A 15,967-nucleotide genomic window follows, 5' to 3' on the forward strand; every position below is an offset into this window, starting at 1 on the left:
ATCATGCCCACGCTCGCCATTTGCAACCACTGCCAGGCCGAGCTGTCTTACATCCCGCCCCACGGGTACTGCACACACTGCCTCTTCGATCTCGGTCTGGCCGCAGCGGACGAACCGGTGGAGGCGGCTCCGGCCGGGGCGGCGGAGCCGGCGCAGGCCGGCCCGCCCCCGGAGGCCGGTCCGCGGTGGCTGGGCGGCTATGAACTGCTCGGGGAGATCGCCCGCGGCGGCATGGGCGTGGTGTACCGTGCGCGGCAGACCGGCCTCGACCGCCTCGTGGCAGTGAAGGTGATCCTCGCCGGGGAGTTCGCCGACGCCAATCAGCGGGCGCAGTTTTTCCGGGAGGCACAGGCTGCGGCACGGCTTCAGCACCCGAACATCATCGCCATCCATGAAGTCGGTGAGCACGAGGGCCGGCTCTATTTCTCCATGGACTACGCACGGGGCGGCAACCTCACCACCCAGGTCGCCGGCCGGCCGTTCGCCGCCCGGCGAGCCGCCACCATGGTCCGGACTCTCGCGGAGGCCGTACAGCACGCCCACGCGCAGGGCGTGCTGCACCGCGACCTCAAGCCCTCCAACGTGCTGCTGGACCGGGACGGCCGGCCACGTCTCGCGGACTTCGGCCTCGCGCGGCAAATCGATGGAACCCTTTCCACGGACGGGGATGGCCGCGTGCTGGGCTCGCCGAGCTTCCTGCCCCCGGAGCAGGCTGGACTAAAGTTCCGCACCGGCCGCGCCAGCGACGTGTACGGGCTGGGCGCGATCCTCTACTTCCTGCTCACCGGCCGGCCGCCGTTCCTGGCGGAAACCATCCCCGAGACCCTCGAACTGGTGCGGCACAGCGAACCGCTCCCGCCCCGGCGGCTCAACCCGAGCGTCCCGGCCGACCTGGCCACCATCTGCCTCAAGTGCCTCGAGAAGCCTCCGCACCGACGCTACCCGGACGCGCAGGCGCTGGCGGATGACCTCGGACGCTTCCTCGACGGCGAGCCCGTGCGCGCCAGGTCGGTCGGTGTGGCGGTCCGCGCTTGGCGTTGGGGCCGGCGGCATCCTTACCGGGCCGCCTTGGTCGGCTCCCTCGCGGCCGGGTTTGCCGTGACGCTGGTCCTCCTTTCCGCGGTCAACCGCGAGCGGGCGCGACTGGCCGCCCTGACGGCGGAGCTGCGCGTGATGCGGCTGGAGGACGAGGTGAAGCAGCACCGGCTCCTTTCGTTTCTCCAGGATGACTTTGAGCGGCTGTGGGCGGATCCGGAGAGCGCCAGCATGGTGATCCGCTCCGAGGAGATCGCCGCCCTGGCCAACCGGCCGCCGGCCCCGGCCGGCGGGATCCTGCCAGTTCGCTTTTCCTTCGGCCTGATGGTGAAGGAGCAGCCCACCGCCACGGCCCTGCAGCACGCCCTGCTGCTGGAGACGCTGGAGCAGGGCATGGGTGAGATGCTCGCCCGGCCGGTGCGGCTGGACGTGCGCTTCTACAAGTTCTATCCCGACCTCGTGGCCGGCGTCTGCACCGGCCAGGTGGACTTCGCTCGGCTGGCCGCGCTGCCGTACCTGCGGGCCCGGCGCGGCACACCGGCCCTGCAGCCGCTCGTCCGCGGCACGGCGCGCTCGAAGTACGCCGTGATCTTCACCCGGCCGGACACCGGCATCCGCACGCTGGCCGACGTGCGCGACCGGCGCGTGGCCTTCGGCGAGACGAATTCCACAGCCAGCTTCCACGCGCAGATCCACCTCGCCCGGGCCGGCCTGACCGCCGCCCACCTCGCGGGGTACGACTTCCTCGACAGCACGCATGAATTTGCCGAGGACGTGCTGGCGCTGGGTCCCGAGGAGGCCGTGCGGCGGCACGGCCCGCTGCACAGCCACGCGCAGGCCATCGCGGGCGTGCTGGCCGGCGACTACGACGCGGGGGTGTGCATGGAGTGGGCCTTCCGCGCGAACCAGCACCGCGGCCTAGTCGCCGTGGGTGAACGCTTCGAGAGCAGCCGCACGCTGCTGGTGGGATCCCCCGGACTGCCGCCGGACGTGGCGCGCGCGATCATCCAGGCTCTCTCCGGCTTGAAAGGCGCATGGCTGCAGGCCCTGCCCGAAAAGGCTGCCGGCTACGAGCCGGTGACCGAGGCCAGCCATTCGACCCTTCAGAACTGGCTGGATCGTATCGAGCAGTCCTACCCGTCCAAGCCCAGCCCACCCGGTTACTCGGACCGGCTCCGGTCCCGCGAGATGCCATGAAGCCGCCACTCCACCACATCGCCGGCCTCTTCCTCGCCACCCTGCAAACTCAGCCCGCTCCCGCCGGCCCGCCCGTGGCGATCACGGAAGTTATGACCGCACCGTCCTCCGCGGCGGGGGAGGATTTCTTCGAGCTGACGAACTACGGCCCCGACGCGGTGGACCTGGAGGCGCTGTGGTTCGCGGATGACGCCGGGTTTGGCGCCGCGCATCGGCTTTCCGATCTGGCCAGGCAAGTTGGCGAGGCCCCCGTTCTGCACCCAGGAGAAACGCTGGTCTTCGTGCGCGCCAGCAGGAACATGCCCGGGGAGGCGGAATTTCGGGCGTGGTGGGGGGACGTACGGCTGGCGGACCGGCGCGTCATCGCGGCCCCCTGGGGTTTCGGACTCAATGCCATCAAGGACGAGCTGCGCCTCTGGCACGCCACGGCCACCGCGACCAACCAACTGGACCACGTCCCGCTCGGCGTCGCTGATCGTGGGACGACCTTTACGAGCCATGCCGCCACCGGCGTCTTTGGTGCGCTGAGCCTCGAAGGCGAGCAGGTCGCCTTCCGCGCGGCGGCCGGCGGTGACGTCGGCTCCCCGGGCACGGCCGGCGCGGCGGTGCCCCTCCGGGTGGTCCAAGACCCGGCCGACGTGGAAACGGATGCGGGCGCCACCGCCGTCTTGAGCGTGGCGGCCCACGGCCTGCCCCGGCCGCGGTACCAGTGGCTCTTCGAGGGGGAGGACCTGCCCGGCGCCACGGCGTCCCTGCTGGTCCTCTCGAACGCCACGCCTGCCGTGGCCGGCACATACACGGTGCGGATCGAGAACGGCCTGGAGAGCCTTGTCACCGCCCCGGCCCGGCTCAGCGTCAACCAGACGCCGCGCTGCGCCGCCATCGTGCGACCGCCCGCCGACCTCGAGGTCACGCCGGGCCAGACGGCCGTGTTCTGCGTCGAGGTGCGCGGCTACCCGCTCCCGGAAATCCTGTGGCGGCACGAGGGCGAAACCATCCCCGACGCGACCAACGCCGTGCTGGAACTGCCGGGCGTCTCGGAGGCCCACGCCGGCCGCTACACCGTGGAGGTACGCAACCCGCTCTGCTCGACCAACGCCACCGCCTCCCTTTCCGTGCTGCCCCCGCCCCGGTTGGTCGTGACCGAGGCCATGCTCTGCCAAGCCGCTGGCTTCGCCCCGGTGGCCCGCAAAGATTGGTGGGAGCTGACCAACCGGGACACCCGGCCGGTCAATCTTCGCGGCTGGCGTTTTGACGACTATCCAGGCGTGCTGGACGGCGCCTTCGCCATCACCAACGACGTGTGGCTCCAGCCCGGTCAGTCCGCGGTCCTGGTCTCGGACCTCGATGCCGAAGCCTTCCGCCGCTGGTGGGGCGAGTCGAATCTGCCACCGGACCTGCCGATCATCTCGTACTTCGGAAACGGCTTCAGCAATGACTTCACGGAGCTCATCACGCTCTGGAATTCCGCGGCGCGCGAAGACCACGATTTCATCCTGAAGTTCGAGTTGAGAGTTTGCCTGGAATTCCCCAACCCCTGCCCCTGTGGCGTGAGCCGCTGGTACGATCCGCACGATCCCGATGCTGCATTGAGCTACAACCACAGCGTGGCAGGCGAGCACGGCGCCTTCCGCGCGGCCGCGTCGGACGACGTCGGTTCGCCCGGCTGGCTGAGCAATGACCATCGCCCGGCCCGGCCGGAGCTCGCCGTCGCCCGCGCCGCGGCCGGCCTCGAACTGACGTGGACCGCGCTGCCCGGCCGCACCTACGAGGTGCAGCGCAGCGACGCCCTGCCGCCCGCCGCGTGGGCCGTCCGCGCGCGCGTCACGGCCGTCGCGGGCACGGCGGGGTATACCGACACGCCGGTCACGGCGGCGGCACAGTGGTACCGCGTCACGCTCCTGCCCGAGACGCCATGAATTGGCCGCGTCGTCAGCGGCGGCGTGCGATCACAGCGGCCGGCTTTACGCTGGTCGAACTGCTGGTCGTCATCGCCGTCCTCGGCGTCCTCGCATCGCTGCTGCTGCCGGTGCTGGGCCGGGCGAAAGCTCTGGCGCGGGAAACGGAGTGCGCCGGCCGCCTCCGGCAGTGGACGGTGGCCCAGACCCTGTACGCCGATGACAACGACGGCCGGATCGCCCGCGAGAGCTTCGAGCCCAACGGGGTTTCGTTGAACACCTGGGGCGAGGTCACCCATCCCTTCGCGCGCGACGTCTGGTACAACGCGCTGGCCGTGCATATGGGCGTGCCGCGCACCGCCGAGTTCGGGCCGTCGTCCGTGCGACCTGGCTTTTACCATCGCGCCCGGATCCATCACTGCCCACAGGCGCCGTTCCCTCGACGGCGACTGGAGGATCCGGCGGTGTTCTTCTCCCTAGCCATGAACTCCAAGCTCATCATGTGGCCGCACACGACCGTCCGGATCACGCAAGTCCTGCGTCCCGCAGGCACGGTGGCATTCCTGGAGAACCGGCTTCCCGACGACGCGCCCGCCGCGCCGGATCAGACGCAGGACCAGCAGCTCGGCCAACCCAGCGCCTACGCCAGCCGCTTCGCCGCCCGGCATCGCGGCCGGGGCAACCTCGCCTTCCTGGACGGCCACCTCGAGGCCCGCCGCGGCCCGGAGATCATCACCAATGGCATGGCGATGTATCCCCAGAACGGCCTCGTCTGGACCGTGGACCCGGACACGAATCCCAATACTGAGTGAGCGGCGGCCGACGCCGGGGTCCCGGGACTGCTCCTGAAACCCGGCCGCGGCATTGTCCCTGTAGGGAGGTGAGGACATCGCCGCCCATGAAACCCGCCCCCCTCCTGCGCCGTGCCGGCACGGCCGTCCCGCTGCTGCTCGCCGCGCACTCCTTCGTCGCCCAGCCCGGGCCGGTCATCACCGGCTTCCGCCTTGGAGCAGACGGCCGGCCCGCGGTGTCCGTGCCTGCGGACCCGGACACCTATCTGATCCTTCTCCGCGGCGAGGCGGTGACCAACGTGGGCACCCCGGCCGCCCTCGGGCCTCTGCCCGGCCCCGGCGTGCCGGCCGAAATCGAGCTTGTGGACCCGGACCCGTTGCCGGCCGCCGGTGCGCGCTTCTACCGCGTGGAGCAGGTGCCGCTCATCACGCTGAAGGACAGCGACGGCGACGGGATGGACGACGTGTACGAGCTGGGCCACCGCCCCTTGCTCAATCCCCTGGACCCGGCCGACGTGGCGGCCGACCCCGACCATGACACACAGAACAATTTGGCCGAGTACCGGGCCGGCACCGATCCCCTGACCGCCAACCCGCCGCCGTCGGGCCGGGTGGCGGGGCGGCTGGCGGCGGGCCACTTCCACACGGTCGCGGTGCGCGCCGACGGGACGCTGTGGACCTGGGGCAGCAATCGGCACGGCCAACTGGGCGACGGGATGCGGGCCGATCGGGCCGAACCGGCCGCGGTACTGCCCGCCGAGCGCTGGCAGGCCGTGGCAGCGGGGCTGCACCACTCCCTGGCCCTGCGGGCCGACGGAACCTTGTGGGCTTGGGGCGACAATTCTGTCGGCCAACTGGGCGACGGGACGATGACAAATCGGACCAATCCCGTGGCGGTACTGCCCGATGAGCGTTGGCAGGCCATCGCGGCGGGTGACTGGCATACCGTGGCCTTGCATGCCGACGGGACCATCTGGACCTGGGGCCACAACTTCAGCGGAGAGCTCGGCGACGGTACCAGGGCGAAAAGCCGGCCAATTCCGCAGGCAATACAGACCGATCGTCGCTGGCTTGCCGTGGCCGCCGGCACTGGATACAGCCTCGCTGTGCAGGCGGATGGTTCACTGTGGGCCTGGGGACTGAACGAGGAGGGGCAGTTGGGCGATGGGACGCGGATTCGCCGGCTGTCCCCGCAGCGCATCCCGTCAAGCCATCGCTGGCTGGCGGCCGAAGGCGGCGAGACGCACACCATCGCGCTGCGTGCCGATGGAACGTTATGGAGCTGGGGAGGCGGCCGGAGCGGCCAGCTTGGGGACGGCGAGGTGTATTGGCCCTCGATCATCCGGCCTTCCCAAGTGGCGGCCCTGTTGGATCATCGCTGGTTGGCCATCCGGGCTGGTGTGGAGCACACCGTGGCGTTGCGGGATGACGGCACGCTTTGGGCGTGGGGGGGCAATTCCTCCGGCCAACTGGGAGACGGGACCACCACCAACCGTCCGGCCCCGGTGGCCGTGGCACCGGACTGGCGTTGGCGTACGATCGCGGCGGGCGGGGGCCACACCGTGGCCCTACGGGAGGACGGCACTCTGTGGGCCTGGGGCGGCAACTGGGCCGGGCAACTGGGCGATGGCGGCCTCACCGCCCACAGCCTGCCCGCGGCGGTCCAAAGTGGCGCGGCCTGGCGAACCGCAGCGACCGGAGCCAGCCACACCGTGGCGCTGCGGGAGGACGGCACGCTCTGGGCGTGGGGGGGCAATTCCTCCGGCCAGCTGGGAGACGGGACCACCACCAACCGTCCGGCCCCAGTGCCGGTGGCACCGGACTGGCGTTGGCGCACGGTCGCGGCCAGCGGGATCCACACTCTGGGCCTCCGTGAGGACGGCACCCTGTGGGCCTGGGGCGGCAACTGGGCCGGGCAACTGGGCGATGGCACGCATGGAATCGACCGTCCTTCGCCGGTCGCGGTCGCGCCGGAGGCTCGGTGGCATGTGATGGAGGCGGGCGGCGAGCATTCCGTGGCCCTGCAGGACGACGGCACGCTCTGGACGTGGGGGGGCAATTCCGAGGGCCAGCTGGGAGACGGGACCATGACGCCCAAGCCTTCGCCGGTGGCTATCCAGCCCGGCCGGCGCTGGCGCAGGATCGCGGTCGGAGGACGTCACACCGTCGCGCTAAGTAGCGACGGCAAACTTTGGTCGTGGGGCGGCAATGATATGGGACAACTGGGTGGCACGACGACCCGCTTTCGTGTAACGCTTGGGGAAGTGGGGGCGGGCGAAGACTGGATGGAGATCGCCGCCGGCGGGCATCACTCCGTGGCCCTGCGGTCCGATGGCACGCTCTGGGCCTGGGGATCCAATTTCGAAGACCAATTGGGCAACCCTTGGCGGCAGGTCCTCGGCGGCGCGGTCTGGGCGCCCCCGCCCTGACTTGCCCATCTGCGCGTGCATTCTCCCAGCGAGACCTCTGTTCCGGCATTCTCATCTGAACCCTTGCTCCGGCATCATCCCCGCAAGCGGGTGAGGACCACCACTTCAGCCACCACGAACATCGCCCGCATCCTCCGCCCGGCCGCCCTGCTGGCCGATCGCGCCACCGTTGCTTCGCTTGACGCTGGCGTCCCCACATCAGTCCGGCCACCGAGCAGCTCCTCGGCGACGGGCCGGGCGAGAGTCCGGCCTTTTCGTCCAACGGGAAGTTCATCCTCGCCTCGTCGCCGGAGAATAAAATGACAGGTTAAATCTTTGGGAGGCGGGTGCCGTGTGGATGCAAATCTTGCCAGGCGGATGGCACGACTGAAGACGGAGGAGGAGGAGGGGCAGGCAGGCTTGTACCCCTCTGCATCTCCCGCGACGTGGGCGGTGAGCGACTGCTCGCCGAAGTCCTCCTCAAACTGGCCCAATTCTGAATCTTTGAACCTGTCACTTTATCCTGGCTGGTTTTGACTGTCCGCTGACATCATTGAACCTGTCACTTTAACCCCCTCACGTCTTTCCCGTCAATGCCCGCAGGGCAATTCCTGCTTCTGGGACAGATTTTATTTTAGTGCTGGAATAGCAACGCAAAAAAAACGAGCACAAGTAAAAGACTACTCAAGACAAATAAGTAAACAAGCCACTTTCTCCCCCATTTTATCGCTAAACTAATACACATTATACTAATACATACAACAATATAAAGTAGTCGGAGACGTATTGCGTCAATTAGTATCAACGCTTCGACTCTTCGATGGTTCAAAGGTGCGTTTGCACTCCAAAGATCTGATAAAGCAAAAAGTCGTGACTGTTCAATGAGTACACTGCTAATAGAGAGAATTGCTAACAGGGAACAGAGGACTGATGCGGAAAACATAACAAATATGGCGATTTTAATGCCACTTTGAAGGCCACCTCCTGTTTTCGGCTTCCGGCCCGATTGGTTTGTTTCGATTACATCCACGGCATCTGAGTCCATAGGGATCCTCCCGATATTCTTGAGCGAGTTTTATTGCGTCTCCTTCTATGACATCTGTGTGATACGGCTCAAGCGCAAACGGCGGATCGTCAATGCAATGCATTTTTTCATGAGCAATTGCTCGAACCATGTCGTCGACCTCTGAAATTATGGGATTAATCATTGTGAATCTTTGAACCTGTCACTTTATCTGACTTCATGCCGGCCGTGGTTCCCGGTCCGTCCTGGCGGGCACGGGGACTGGGCGCCGGAACCAAACGGAGACGCGCGGGGCAGAGTTCACGGAAGCGGCCTGGGCACGATTCGCAGCCGGAAGAATTGGCCGCTGGAGTGGTCCGGCGGCCACACCATAACCGTCGCGGACACCGTACCGTCCGCGTCCAAGGTGGATTCTCCTTCATCATTGTCCACCCGCGCCCAACCTACCAAATCGGTGGACGTCTCGAGGGAGTACTCCACCTCGTGCGCAAGCGCCAGCCGACGGTAGCCCACAGCGAAAAATCCCCCACCCCGTCTGTCCTGCCGGGAGATGGTCAGAGGCGCGGCGGGCGAAGCGACGCGTGGATCCGTGCCTTGAGCATACTCCAGCAGGTTGGCCAGACCATCGCCGTCAGGATCGGCGGTGTCCGCACTGACATCGGGATCGGACAGTTCGGCGATGGAGAACTGCCTTGCCCGCCAGGCTTCGCGAGAAAGCGTCGTCGGGAACAAGTCATGCGTCGGCCATTGGCGGATGCCGTCCACGATACCGGGGAGGGCATCAATGACGCCGTTGTTGCCGGGCCAGTTCGAGTTTTGCAGATAAACGATGATAGCCCCATTGCTCCGTCGCATGGCGACCGAGTGGTTTCCGGTATCGCCGCCTCCGTGAAACCACTGCCCCGCTCCCGGATTGCTTCCCGCCTCCCAGCCCAGCCGACCATTCAGCATGGCCGCCACGCTGTTCGTGTCCAGGATGTCCGGGTACGACGACTGGCCGTCAACCGCCGCGACGAAGCGGGTGAAGTCAATCGCTGAAGCGATCCAACTGGAATACAGCGTGACCGGCAACGCGTACGGCAGATCATCGTTCCAAGGCAGCGGTTCAAACGCCTCAAGGTACGACGCCGGCAGGCTGGGATGCAGGTAGTAGACCGCCTCGCCCGGCGCACGCTCCGAGCGGGTGTTGGTGCCGACCCTCATCCGGGTGATGCCTGCCTCGGCGAGCAGCTTTCGCGCGACCGCCTCATATGCCTGGCCGGTCATCCGTGCAATGAGTACGCCGGCCACATCATAGCCGAAATCCGCGTAGCTGAACGTGGTACCAGGACTGAACTGGAGCGGCTTTCCCATCATCCAACGCACCAGGTCGAGCGGCGTTGGCGTCGTCTCCAGATCAAGATCCCGCCGGATGTAAGTGGGCCAGCTATTCGGAATGAATCCGCTGCCGCCCAGTGGATTCGGCCCGTTGTCCTCATCCCAGCCGCCACGGTGACTGAGCAGATGGCGGACCGTCACGTTCGTCCAACGCGGATCGAAGATGGCGCCCGGATAAGTGGGCGGCTCAAGGTTCAAATGACCAAACACCGCCGTGTCGAGTTCGAGGCCCCCATCTCCGATCAGTTTCATCGTCGCGGCGGCTGTGATCGTCTTCGACATGCTCGCGACGCGGCACAGCGAGTCTGGCTGGAATGGCTCGCCGCCCTCGGCATCGGCGTAGCCATACCCGCGGGCAAAGACCAGGCGGCCATCTTTGACGACGGCCAGGGAGGCTCCCGGGACGCCCTTGCTGAGAAGTGTTGACCGCACGAACGTATCCAGGCTGGCGAGCTGTGGAACCTGTGGCCCGGTCGGCGCCGGCCAGGCGCGCGCAGTGAGGCGTGCCACCCGGCTGGTGACGGCGCCGGCGGCATTCGCCACGATCACCCGGTAGTCGCCGCTGCTGGTGACCTGCACAGCCGGCCGCGGGAGCACCCGGTTGGTTGCATTGGCGATATCCAGGCCGTTGAACTGCCATTGGTAGGTCAGCGGGGCGGCGCCCTGGACGTGGACGCTGAGGGTGACCCCGCGGCCCTCCCAGGCGAACTGCGTGCGCGGCTCGGTGATGATGACGGGCTGGGCCAGGCACAGGCACGGCCACAGCCACGACAGAGCCGCCAGCCTTAGTCCCTTGCCCGAAGAATACGACTCCCGAGAATCATACGCCCGTGGTCGTGACGTTTGCCGACTCAAGAGCAGCGAGTTCATTTTTGACGGATTCGATACAGCCGAATTGTCCTGGTTGGAGCCACTTCTCCGGTGATTCCGTCTTCCGTCTTGATGAACCCGACAAGCATTCCGGCTCGATACTCAACCTCGCTAAAGATTTGACTCGAGGGCACCGGAGGGGCCTCCAACGTTCGATTGAAGGCTCTGGTAGAGCCGGCGGACAAGCTGAACGGATACTCAAAAAATGGATTCGCCAGCTTCTTGCCGTCTTTTTTGAGACTACAAGTGAGAAACATGCCGGACGCATCCGATGTGCCATCGTTGGATACGGAGTACCGGAGGCCAACCGTTTTGGCGATTACAGTCGCACCGTCTGGCAGGATCTTGCCGGTCGCGAGGTTGATGAACTTGATGGTGCAGTTGATGTCGGCGTAGTTCGACATTGCGGTGAGTGTTATGATTCGGTGTCTTCCGAGATGACGGATCCTCTTGGTGGCCCAAGAATGGCATCCCTTGGTTCTGGCTGATAGGCCAAACCTGAATGCCGGGCACTGCGCCAATGGTGATCCATCACCCGTTACAGGGATGAATCCAACGAAAGGTTACAGCCTATTCCAAGAGGAGGCCGGAGGTTTCAGCCGCCACGTCGTTCCACGACGGCGCAGGCCACAGGCGGAGGCGGCGGCCAACGGAAGTGAGCGTGTTGCCGTCAGGAGAAAAACTGACAGCCCGGATATCGCCGTCCTCCGTGCGGAACGTCGCCACCTCCAGGAAGGAATCCGCGTCCCAGAGGTGGATGAACCCGTTGTAGGTGCCCGCAGCCAGCCGCCGGCCATCGGGGGAAAGGGCGACCGCGTTGAAGCTGTTCATCGTCCGCTTGGCCGCCAGGGGACGGGGATCCTTCCGAGTCGGCGGATACTCCCACGCCTGCAACTGGGCGTCGCCGGTCGCCGTCACAAGGGTCCGGCCGCCAGACAGAAACACAAGCTCCATCACATCCCCCTTGCCGGCCCTCCACGCTGCCACCCTTCTCTCGTCGGGAAGACTCCAGACCTCCACGGTGCCGTCCCCCCACGGTCCTTCGCCCACGGCCACTGCCAACGAGCGTTCGTCCGGGGCAAAGCGATGGTGCCTCGGATGGCCATTACCGGGACGGAGCCGGTGCAACCGGACACGGTTGGCGACATCCCAAACCTCCAGGTCGCCATCACCGGTGACCGCTGCCAGGCGCCGGCCGCTGGGCGAAAAGCCAAGCCTTTGATAACCGGAAGAGTTGGATTTCAGACGAACTTCGGAACTGGTGCCTGGGACAGTTCTCAGAAGCAGTTCCCCGGCCTCAGTGGCCAGCGCCACCCAGTCCCCCAGGGGTGACACGCCGAGGCTCCGAATCGGATCCCCGGGTGTGGTGTTGAGAGAATGCTCGTCCACTGGACGCAACTGCATGGCATCCCAGACTTCGTAACGGTTGGTCTGCCAGACGGCCAGGAACCGATCGGCCAATACAAACCGCTGATGCGGCCAGACCAGCGAATCGCGCCGGGATTCCCACGGAACCGCGCTCCACTCGCGCAAACTTCCATCCTTGGACGCACTGTAAAGCCGCCGTCCGTCGGGGGAAAAAGTGAGGCCAAAAACTTCGTCGCGGTTGCCCTTTAATGTATGGATCTCCTGCCACGTCACCGGATTCCAAAGCTTAATGGAGTAATCAGCGCTGCCCGAAGCGAGGAGACTGCCGTCCCGGGAAAACACGACCGCGCCCACCCAGGCGGTATGCGCGGTCAGGTGCGTGAGCAGCCGTCCGGAAGGTAGTTCCCACACGTTCATGGAGCGGTCCCAGGAGCCGGACACCAACGTCCGGCCGTCCGGGGAAAAGGCGAGGGATTGCACCGCACCGGTGTGGTTGGTCAGATGTTTCAACAGACGTCCGGAAGCCACCTCCCGCACCTGGATGTCGCTGGCCTGAAATCCGGAAGCCAGCGTGTGCCCGTCGGGAGTGAACGCGAGCGAAGTGACGCCCCAGGGTGGGCCAGACCGATTCCAAAGCTCGCGCCGGGATTCCAACTCCCAGAGACGGACGCGCCCCTCCTCGTCACCGGTGGCCAGAAGTTTTCCATCCGGGGAAAAGGCCAGGCCAAACCCGGAGCGCACACTCTGCGCGACCGGAAACCGGGCCAGTTCCTTGCGGGCGGGCCAGTTCAAAACCACGACCTGCCCCTCGGTGGCGCCGAAGGCCAGCCTGGTTCCGTCGGGCGAGAATTGAACCGAGCCGGTGGCGTTGCCGTCGGTCACCCTCGTGAGTTCGCCCGAATGAAGGTTGCATACCCACACTCCACCATCGCGCCGTTCCACGGCCACCGCCAGTTGGTGGCCATCCGGGGACAAGGTCACACCGTAGGCGGCTTCGGGGAATTGCTGCAGCAGCCGCAGTTCCTCGCTGCGCGTCTGCTGCCACAGGTAACGCCATTCCCAGCCGCGCAGATCCGGCTTTCCCGGCCCGGGGTGATGCTTGTCCAGCAGCGACTCCGCCAGCCTGAGATTGCCTTCGTCCACTGCCCGCTGCGCCTGGAGCATTTCAGCCGCGTAGGTCCGCTCCAGAGCGGTTTGTTCACTGGCCTGGGCGACCCGGCGTTCCCGCTCGGCCCGCTGCCACTGCCAGAGGATGCCGGACACCCCCAGCACCACCGCCAGCCCAAGGAGCACGGCGAGCGAAGCCAGTGCCGGCCTTCGGCGGCCCCACCGCCAGACCCGCACCGCGCGCCCCACGGGCCGGGCCTGCACCGGCTCACCCTGGAGAAATCGTGCCAGTTCTTTCGCCAGTTCCGTTGCCGTCGCGTAGCGCCTGCCCGGTTCCTTCTCCAGGCACTTGAGGCACAGCGTTGCCAAATCCTCCGGCACGCTCGGATTCAACAGGCGCGGGGAAACGGGCTCGTGCTGCAGCACCTGCTGCAGGGTCTCTGGCACCGTCTCAGCCAGGAACGGCGGCCGGCCAGTGAGCAGATGGAAGAGGATGCCCCCGAGCGCATACACGTCGCTGTGACGTCCCGATTTGAGCTTTGCCCCCGCCTGCTCCGGCGGCATGAAGTTCGGCGAGCCCAGCACCTGGCCGGTGACCGTCAGGAACGAATCCTTCTCCACGCGCCGGGCGAGGCCGAAGTCGGTGATGCGGGGCTGGCCGGCGTCGTCCAGCAGGATGTTCGACGGCTTGAGATCGCGGTGCAGGATCCCCTGCTCGTGCGCGTAGTGGACGGCTTCGGCCAGCGTCCGCACCAGCCGGGCCGCCGCCTTCGCGGGCAACGGTTTCTCCCGGACCAATGCGGCCAGGTTGCCCCCCGGCACGTAGTCCATCGAAAAGTAGGGCTGCCCCTCCTGCTCGCCGGTCTCATGGATGGCCACGATGTTGGGATGCTGGAGCCGAGCCGCCGCCTCGGCCTCGGCCCGGAACCGGAGCGTTTGCTCACGGCCGGCAAACCGGCCCGCCAAAACCACCTTGACCGCCACGATCCGGTCCAGGCTCACCTGCCGCGCGCGATAGACCACGCCCATGCCGCCGCGGGCGATTTCTTCCAGCAGTTCGTATGCTCCCAGCCGACGAGGCGATCTGTCTTCCGTTGGGTCTGCCATGCCGGAGGACGGCTCCAAGACTCTGGGTGAAGCCGGTCGGGACTGCTTCCGGGCAAGACCGAGGCGGAACAGGCAGCGCGGGCACATGCCCGCAGGCGTCCCTTGGGCGATCTTCGCTCCGCATTCCGGACACAAGTCAAAAATGGGCATTTCAGTCGTTGGCCGGTCCTCCGGTTACAAATCCATGAACGCGAAGTCTGAGTTCATGCCTGGACGCCGCCGGTCGAAGCTCAGTTTGACCCATACCTTCACGAGATCGAACCCTTGGGAAAGGTGGGGCGAAGCGTCCTCGCTGAACCGCAGGCCAGAAGGGACGCCCGCTCCCGCTCGGCGGCTTGGCAAGGATGCCTCGCCTCACGCTTCCAGGCTGGAGGTTCAGGGGGAAGTTTGGCATCACAGGTTACGGCTTTGCCCCTCATGACGTCACCCGAATCAATTCGCGGATTTCGGCGTCGATCTCCGTTTCATCGGCCACCGTTGGTGCAATCTCGTCCCGCAACAGTTCCCCGAACTCCTGCCGCAGCCGGTGGACCGCCACCTTGACCGCCCCCTCACTGAGACCGAGCCGTCGGCCGATCTCCGCGTAGGGGGCCTGGCTTGAACCGTCCAGGCAGGGCTGTAATGCGACAAACACCTCAGTCCGCCCGCGCTCCACCTGCCGTGCCCGCAGGCGGTCCATCACCCGGTCCAACACCTGCAGGCCCCATTGTCGCTCGAAGTGCGTCTCCGGTGTCCGGTCGTCCACCGGCTCAATCCGGTAGCGGGACTCAGCCGTCCATTCATCAATGGAAATCACCGGCTGATCGCCGCCACGCTTCTGAGCATGGGCCTTCTTCCGTTCGTCGGAGAGGTAGTGCTTGAATGTGCCCAGCAGGAACGAGCGGAATTTGCCCCGGCGCGGATTCACGGCGGCCAAATCGCGCTGCTCAATTAGGCTGGCGAGGAATCCTTGGGTCAAATCCTGGGCTTCAGACGGTGGGTGACCGCTGCGCCGCAGAAAGGTGTAGAGCGGAAACCAGTAGTTCCGGCACAGGTGCTCCAACGCATCGGCCGCCTGAGACGGGCAGCCGTCCCGCGCCGCGAGCACAACGCTCCAAAGCGTGGTGCGAAATTCGCGCCCTCCTTCGACACCCGGAGGACAGGAATCAGGCAAGGTCACGCCGGAGGCTATGAACAGTCCCGACCCTGAACAATGTCGAATGTGGCTGATCGGTAACCGTCCGGCGGCTGGCGGGCGGACGCGGCAGAATGATAAAGTGACAGGTTAAATCTTTGGGAGGCGGGTGCCGTGTGGATGCAAATCTTGCCAGGCGGATGGCACGACTGAAGACGGAGGCGGAGGAGGGGCAGGCGGGCTCGTACCCCTCTGCATCTCCCGCGACGTGGGCGATGAGCGGCTTCTCGGCGACCTGTGCAGGGTGAAGGTAGAAGCTCGCCGAAATCCTCCACAAACTGGCCCACTTCTGAATCTTTGAACCTGTCACTTTATTGTCACTTTATCGGTGAAGTGGCTGCACCAAGGGCGGATTTCAGAATTTCGGTGGGGCGAGCCGCCGGCGTGTGCGCAACCGCCAACCAGGCCTATGGAGACCCCGCCCGCGTACGGCTCCGCGGACCGTCCCCACCCGGTTTAGGTCGTGGCCCTCTTGAAACGGGAGTCCCTGGACCGGGAGACTTTTCCGCCTCATCCAGGAAATGGAGATGCACCCCTGCACCCATTCCTGCGCTTCGCCTTGGGGCTGCCTTGCGGTCGCCCCGCCTTCCCCACACCTCCACGCCTTGGTG

Annotated in this window: 8 protein-coding genes; 4 read left to right on the forward strand and 4 right to left on the reverse strand. The window is 66.1% G+C overall.

From position 1 onward, the window contains the following. Nucleotides 1-3 precede the first annotated feature (3 nt). The 4 genes from KF791_11935 (at nucleotide 4) to KF791_11950 (ending at nucleotide 7,350) form a co-directional block, all read left to right on the forward strand. Nucleotides 4-2,232 carry a protein kinase gene (locus tag KF791_11935; GenBank protein ID MBX3733292.1) on the forward strand — a complete coding sequence of 743 codons (2,229 nt, stop codon included), beginning with the start codon at nucleotides 4-6 and terminating at the stop codon, nucleotides 2,230-2,232. After that, on the forward strand, nucleotides 2,229-4,151 hold the full coding sequence (locus KF791_11940; GenBank protein MBX3733293.1) for a lamin tail domain-containing protein: 1,923 nt from the start codon (nucleotides 2,229-2,231) through the stop codon (nucleotides 4,149-4,151). Before KF791_11935 ends, KF791_11940 begins: the two co-directional genes overlap by 4 nt. After that, the gene (locus tag KF791_11945) at nucleotides 4,148-4,942 is read left to right on the forward strand and encodes a type II secretion system protein (GenBank protein MBX3733294.1); all 795 of its coding nucleotides are present in this window, start codon (nucleotides 4,148-4,150) and stop codon (nucleotides 4,940-4,942) included. Before KF791_11940 ends, KF791_11945 begins: the two co-directional genes overlap by 4 nt. Nucleotides 4,943-5,028: 86 nt before the next feature. Continuing rightward, nucleotides 5,029-7,350, forward strand: coding sequence for an RCC1 repeat-containing protein (locus KF791_11950; GenBank protein ID MBX3733295.1), 2,322 nt, complete (start codon nucleotides 5,029-5,031; stop codon nucleotides 7,348-7,350). 1,303 nt (nucleotides 7,351-8,653) lie between these two features. On the opposite strand, the gene KF791_11955 is transcribed toward KF791_11950, so the two are convergent. The 4 genes from KF791_11955 to KF791_11970 all read right to left on the reverse strand — a co-directional run bounded on the left by KF791_11955 (nucleotide 8,654) and on the right by KF791_11970 (nucleotide 15,335). Continuing rightward, nucleotides 8,654-10,600: a serine hydrolase gene (locus tag KF791_11955; GenBank protein ID MBX3733296.1), complete on the reverse strand. Its 1,947-nt coding sequence runs from the start codon at nucleotides 10,598-10,600 to the stop codon at nucleotides 8,654-8,656. Then, nucleotides 10,597-11,004: a hypothetical protein gene (locus tag KF791_11960; protein ID MBX3733297.1), complete on the reverse strand. Its 408-nt coding sequence runs from the start codon at nucleotides 11,002-11,004 to the stop codon at nucleotides 10,597-10,599. Before KF791_11960 ends, KF791_11955 begins: the two co-directional genes overlap by 4 nt. 166 nt (nucleotides 11,005-11,170) lie before the next feature. Further along, nucleotides 11,171-14,182, reverse strand: a complete 3,012-nt coding sequence (locus KF791_11965) for a serine/threonine protein kinase (GenBank protein ID MBX3733298.1) — start codon at nucleotides 14,180-14,182, stop codon at nucleotides 11,171-11,173. Nucleotides 14,183-14,597: 415 nt separating this feature from the next. Beyond that, nucleotides 14,598-15,335: a sigma-70 family RNA polymerase sigma factor gene (locus KF791_11970; GenBank protein ID MBX3733299.1), complete on the reverse strand. Its 738-nt coding sequence runs from the start codon at nucleotides 15,333-15,335 to the stop codon at nucleotides 14,598-14,600. Between the last annotated feature and the right edge of the window lie 632 nt (nucleotides 15,336-15,967).

The organism is Verrucomicrobiia bacterium, assembly GCA_019634635.1.
Taxonomy (GTDB): domain Bacteria; phylum Verrucomicrobiota; class Verrucomicrobiia; order Limisphaerales; family UBA9464; genus UBA9464.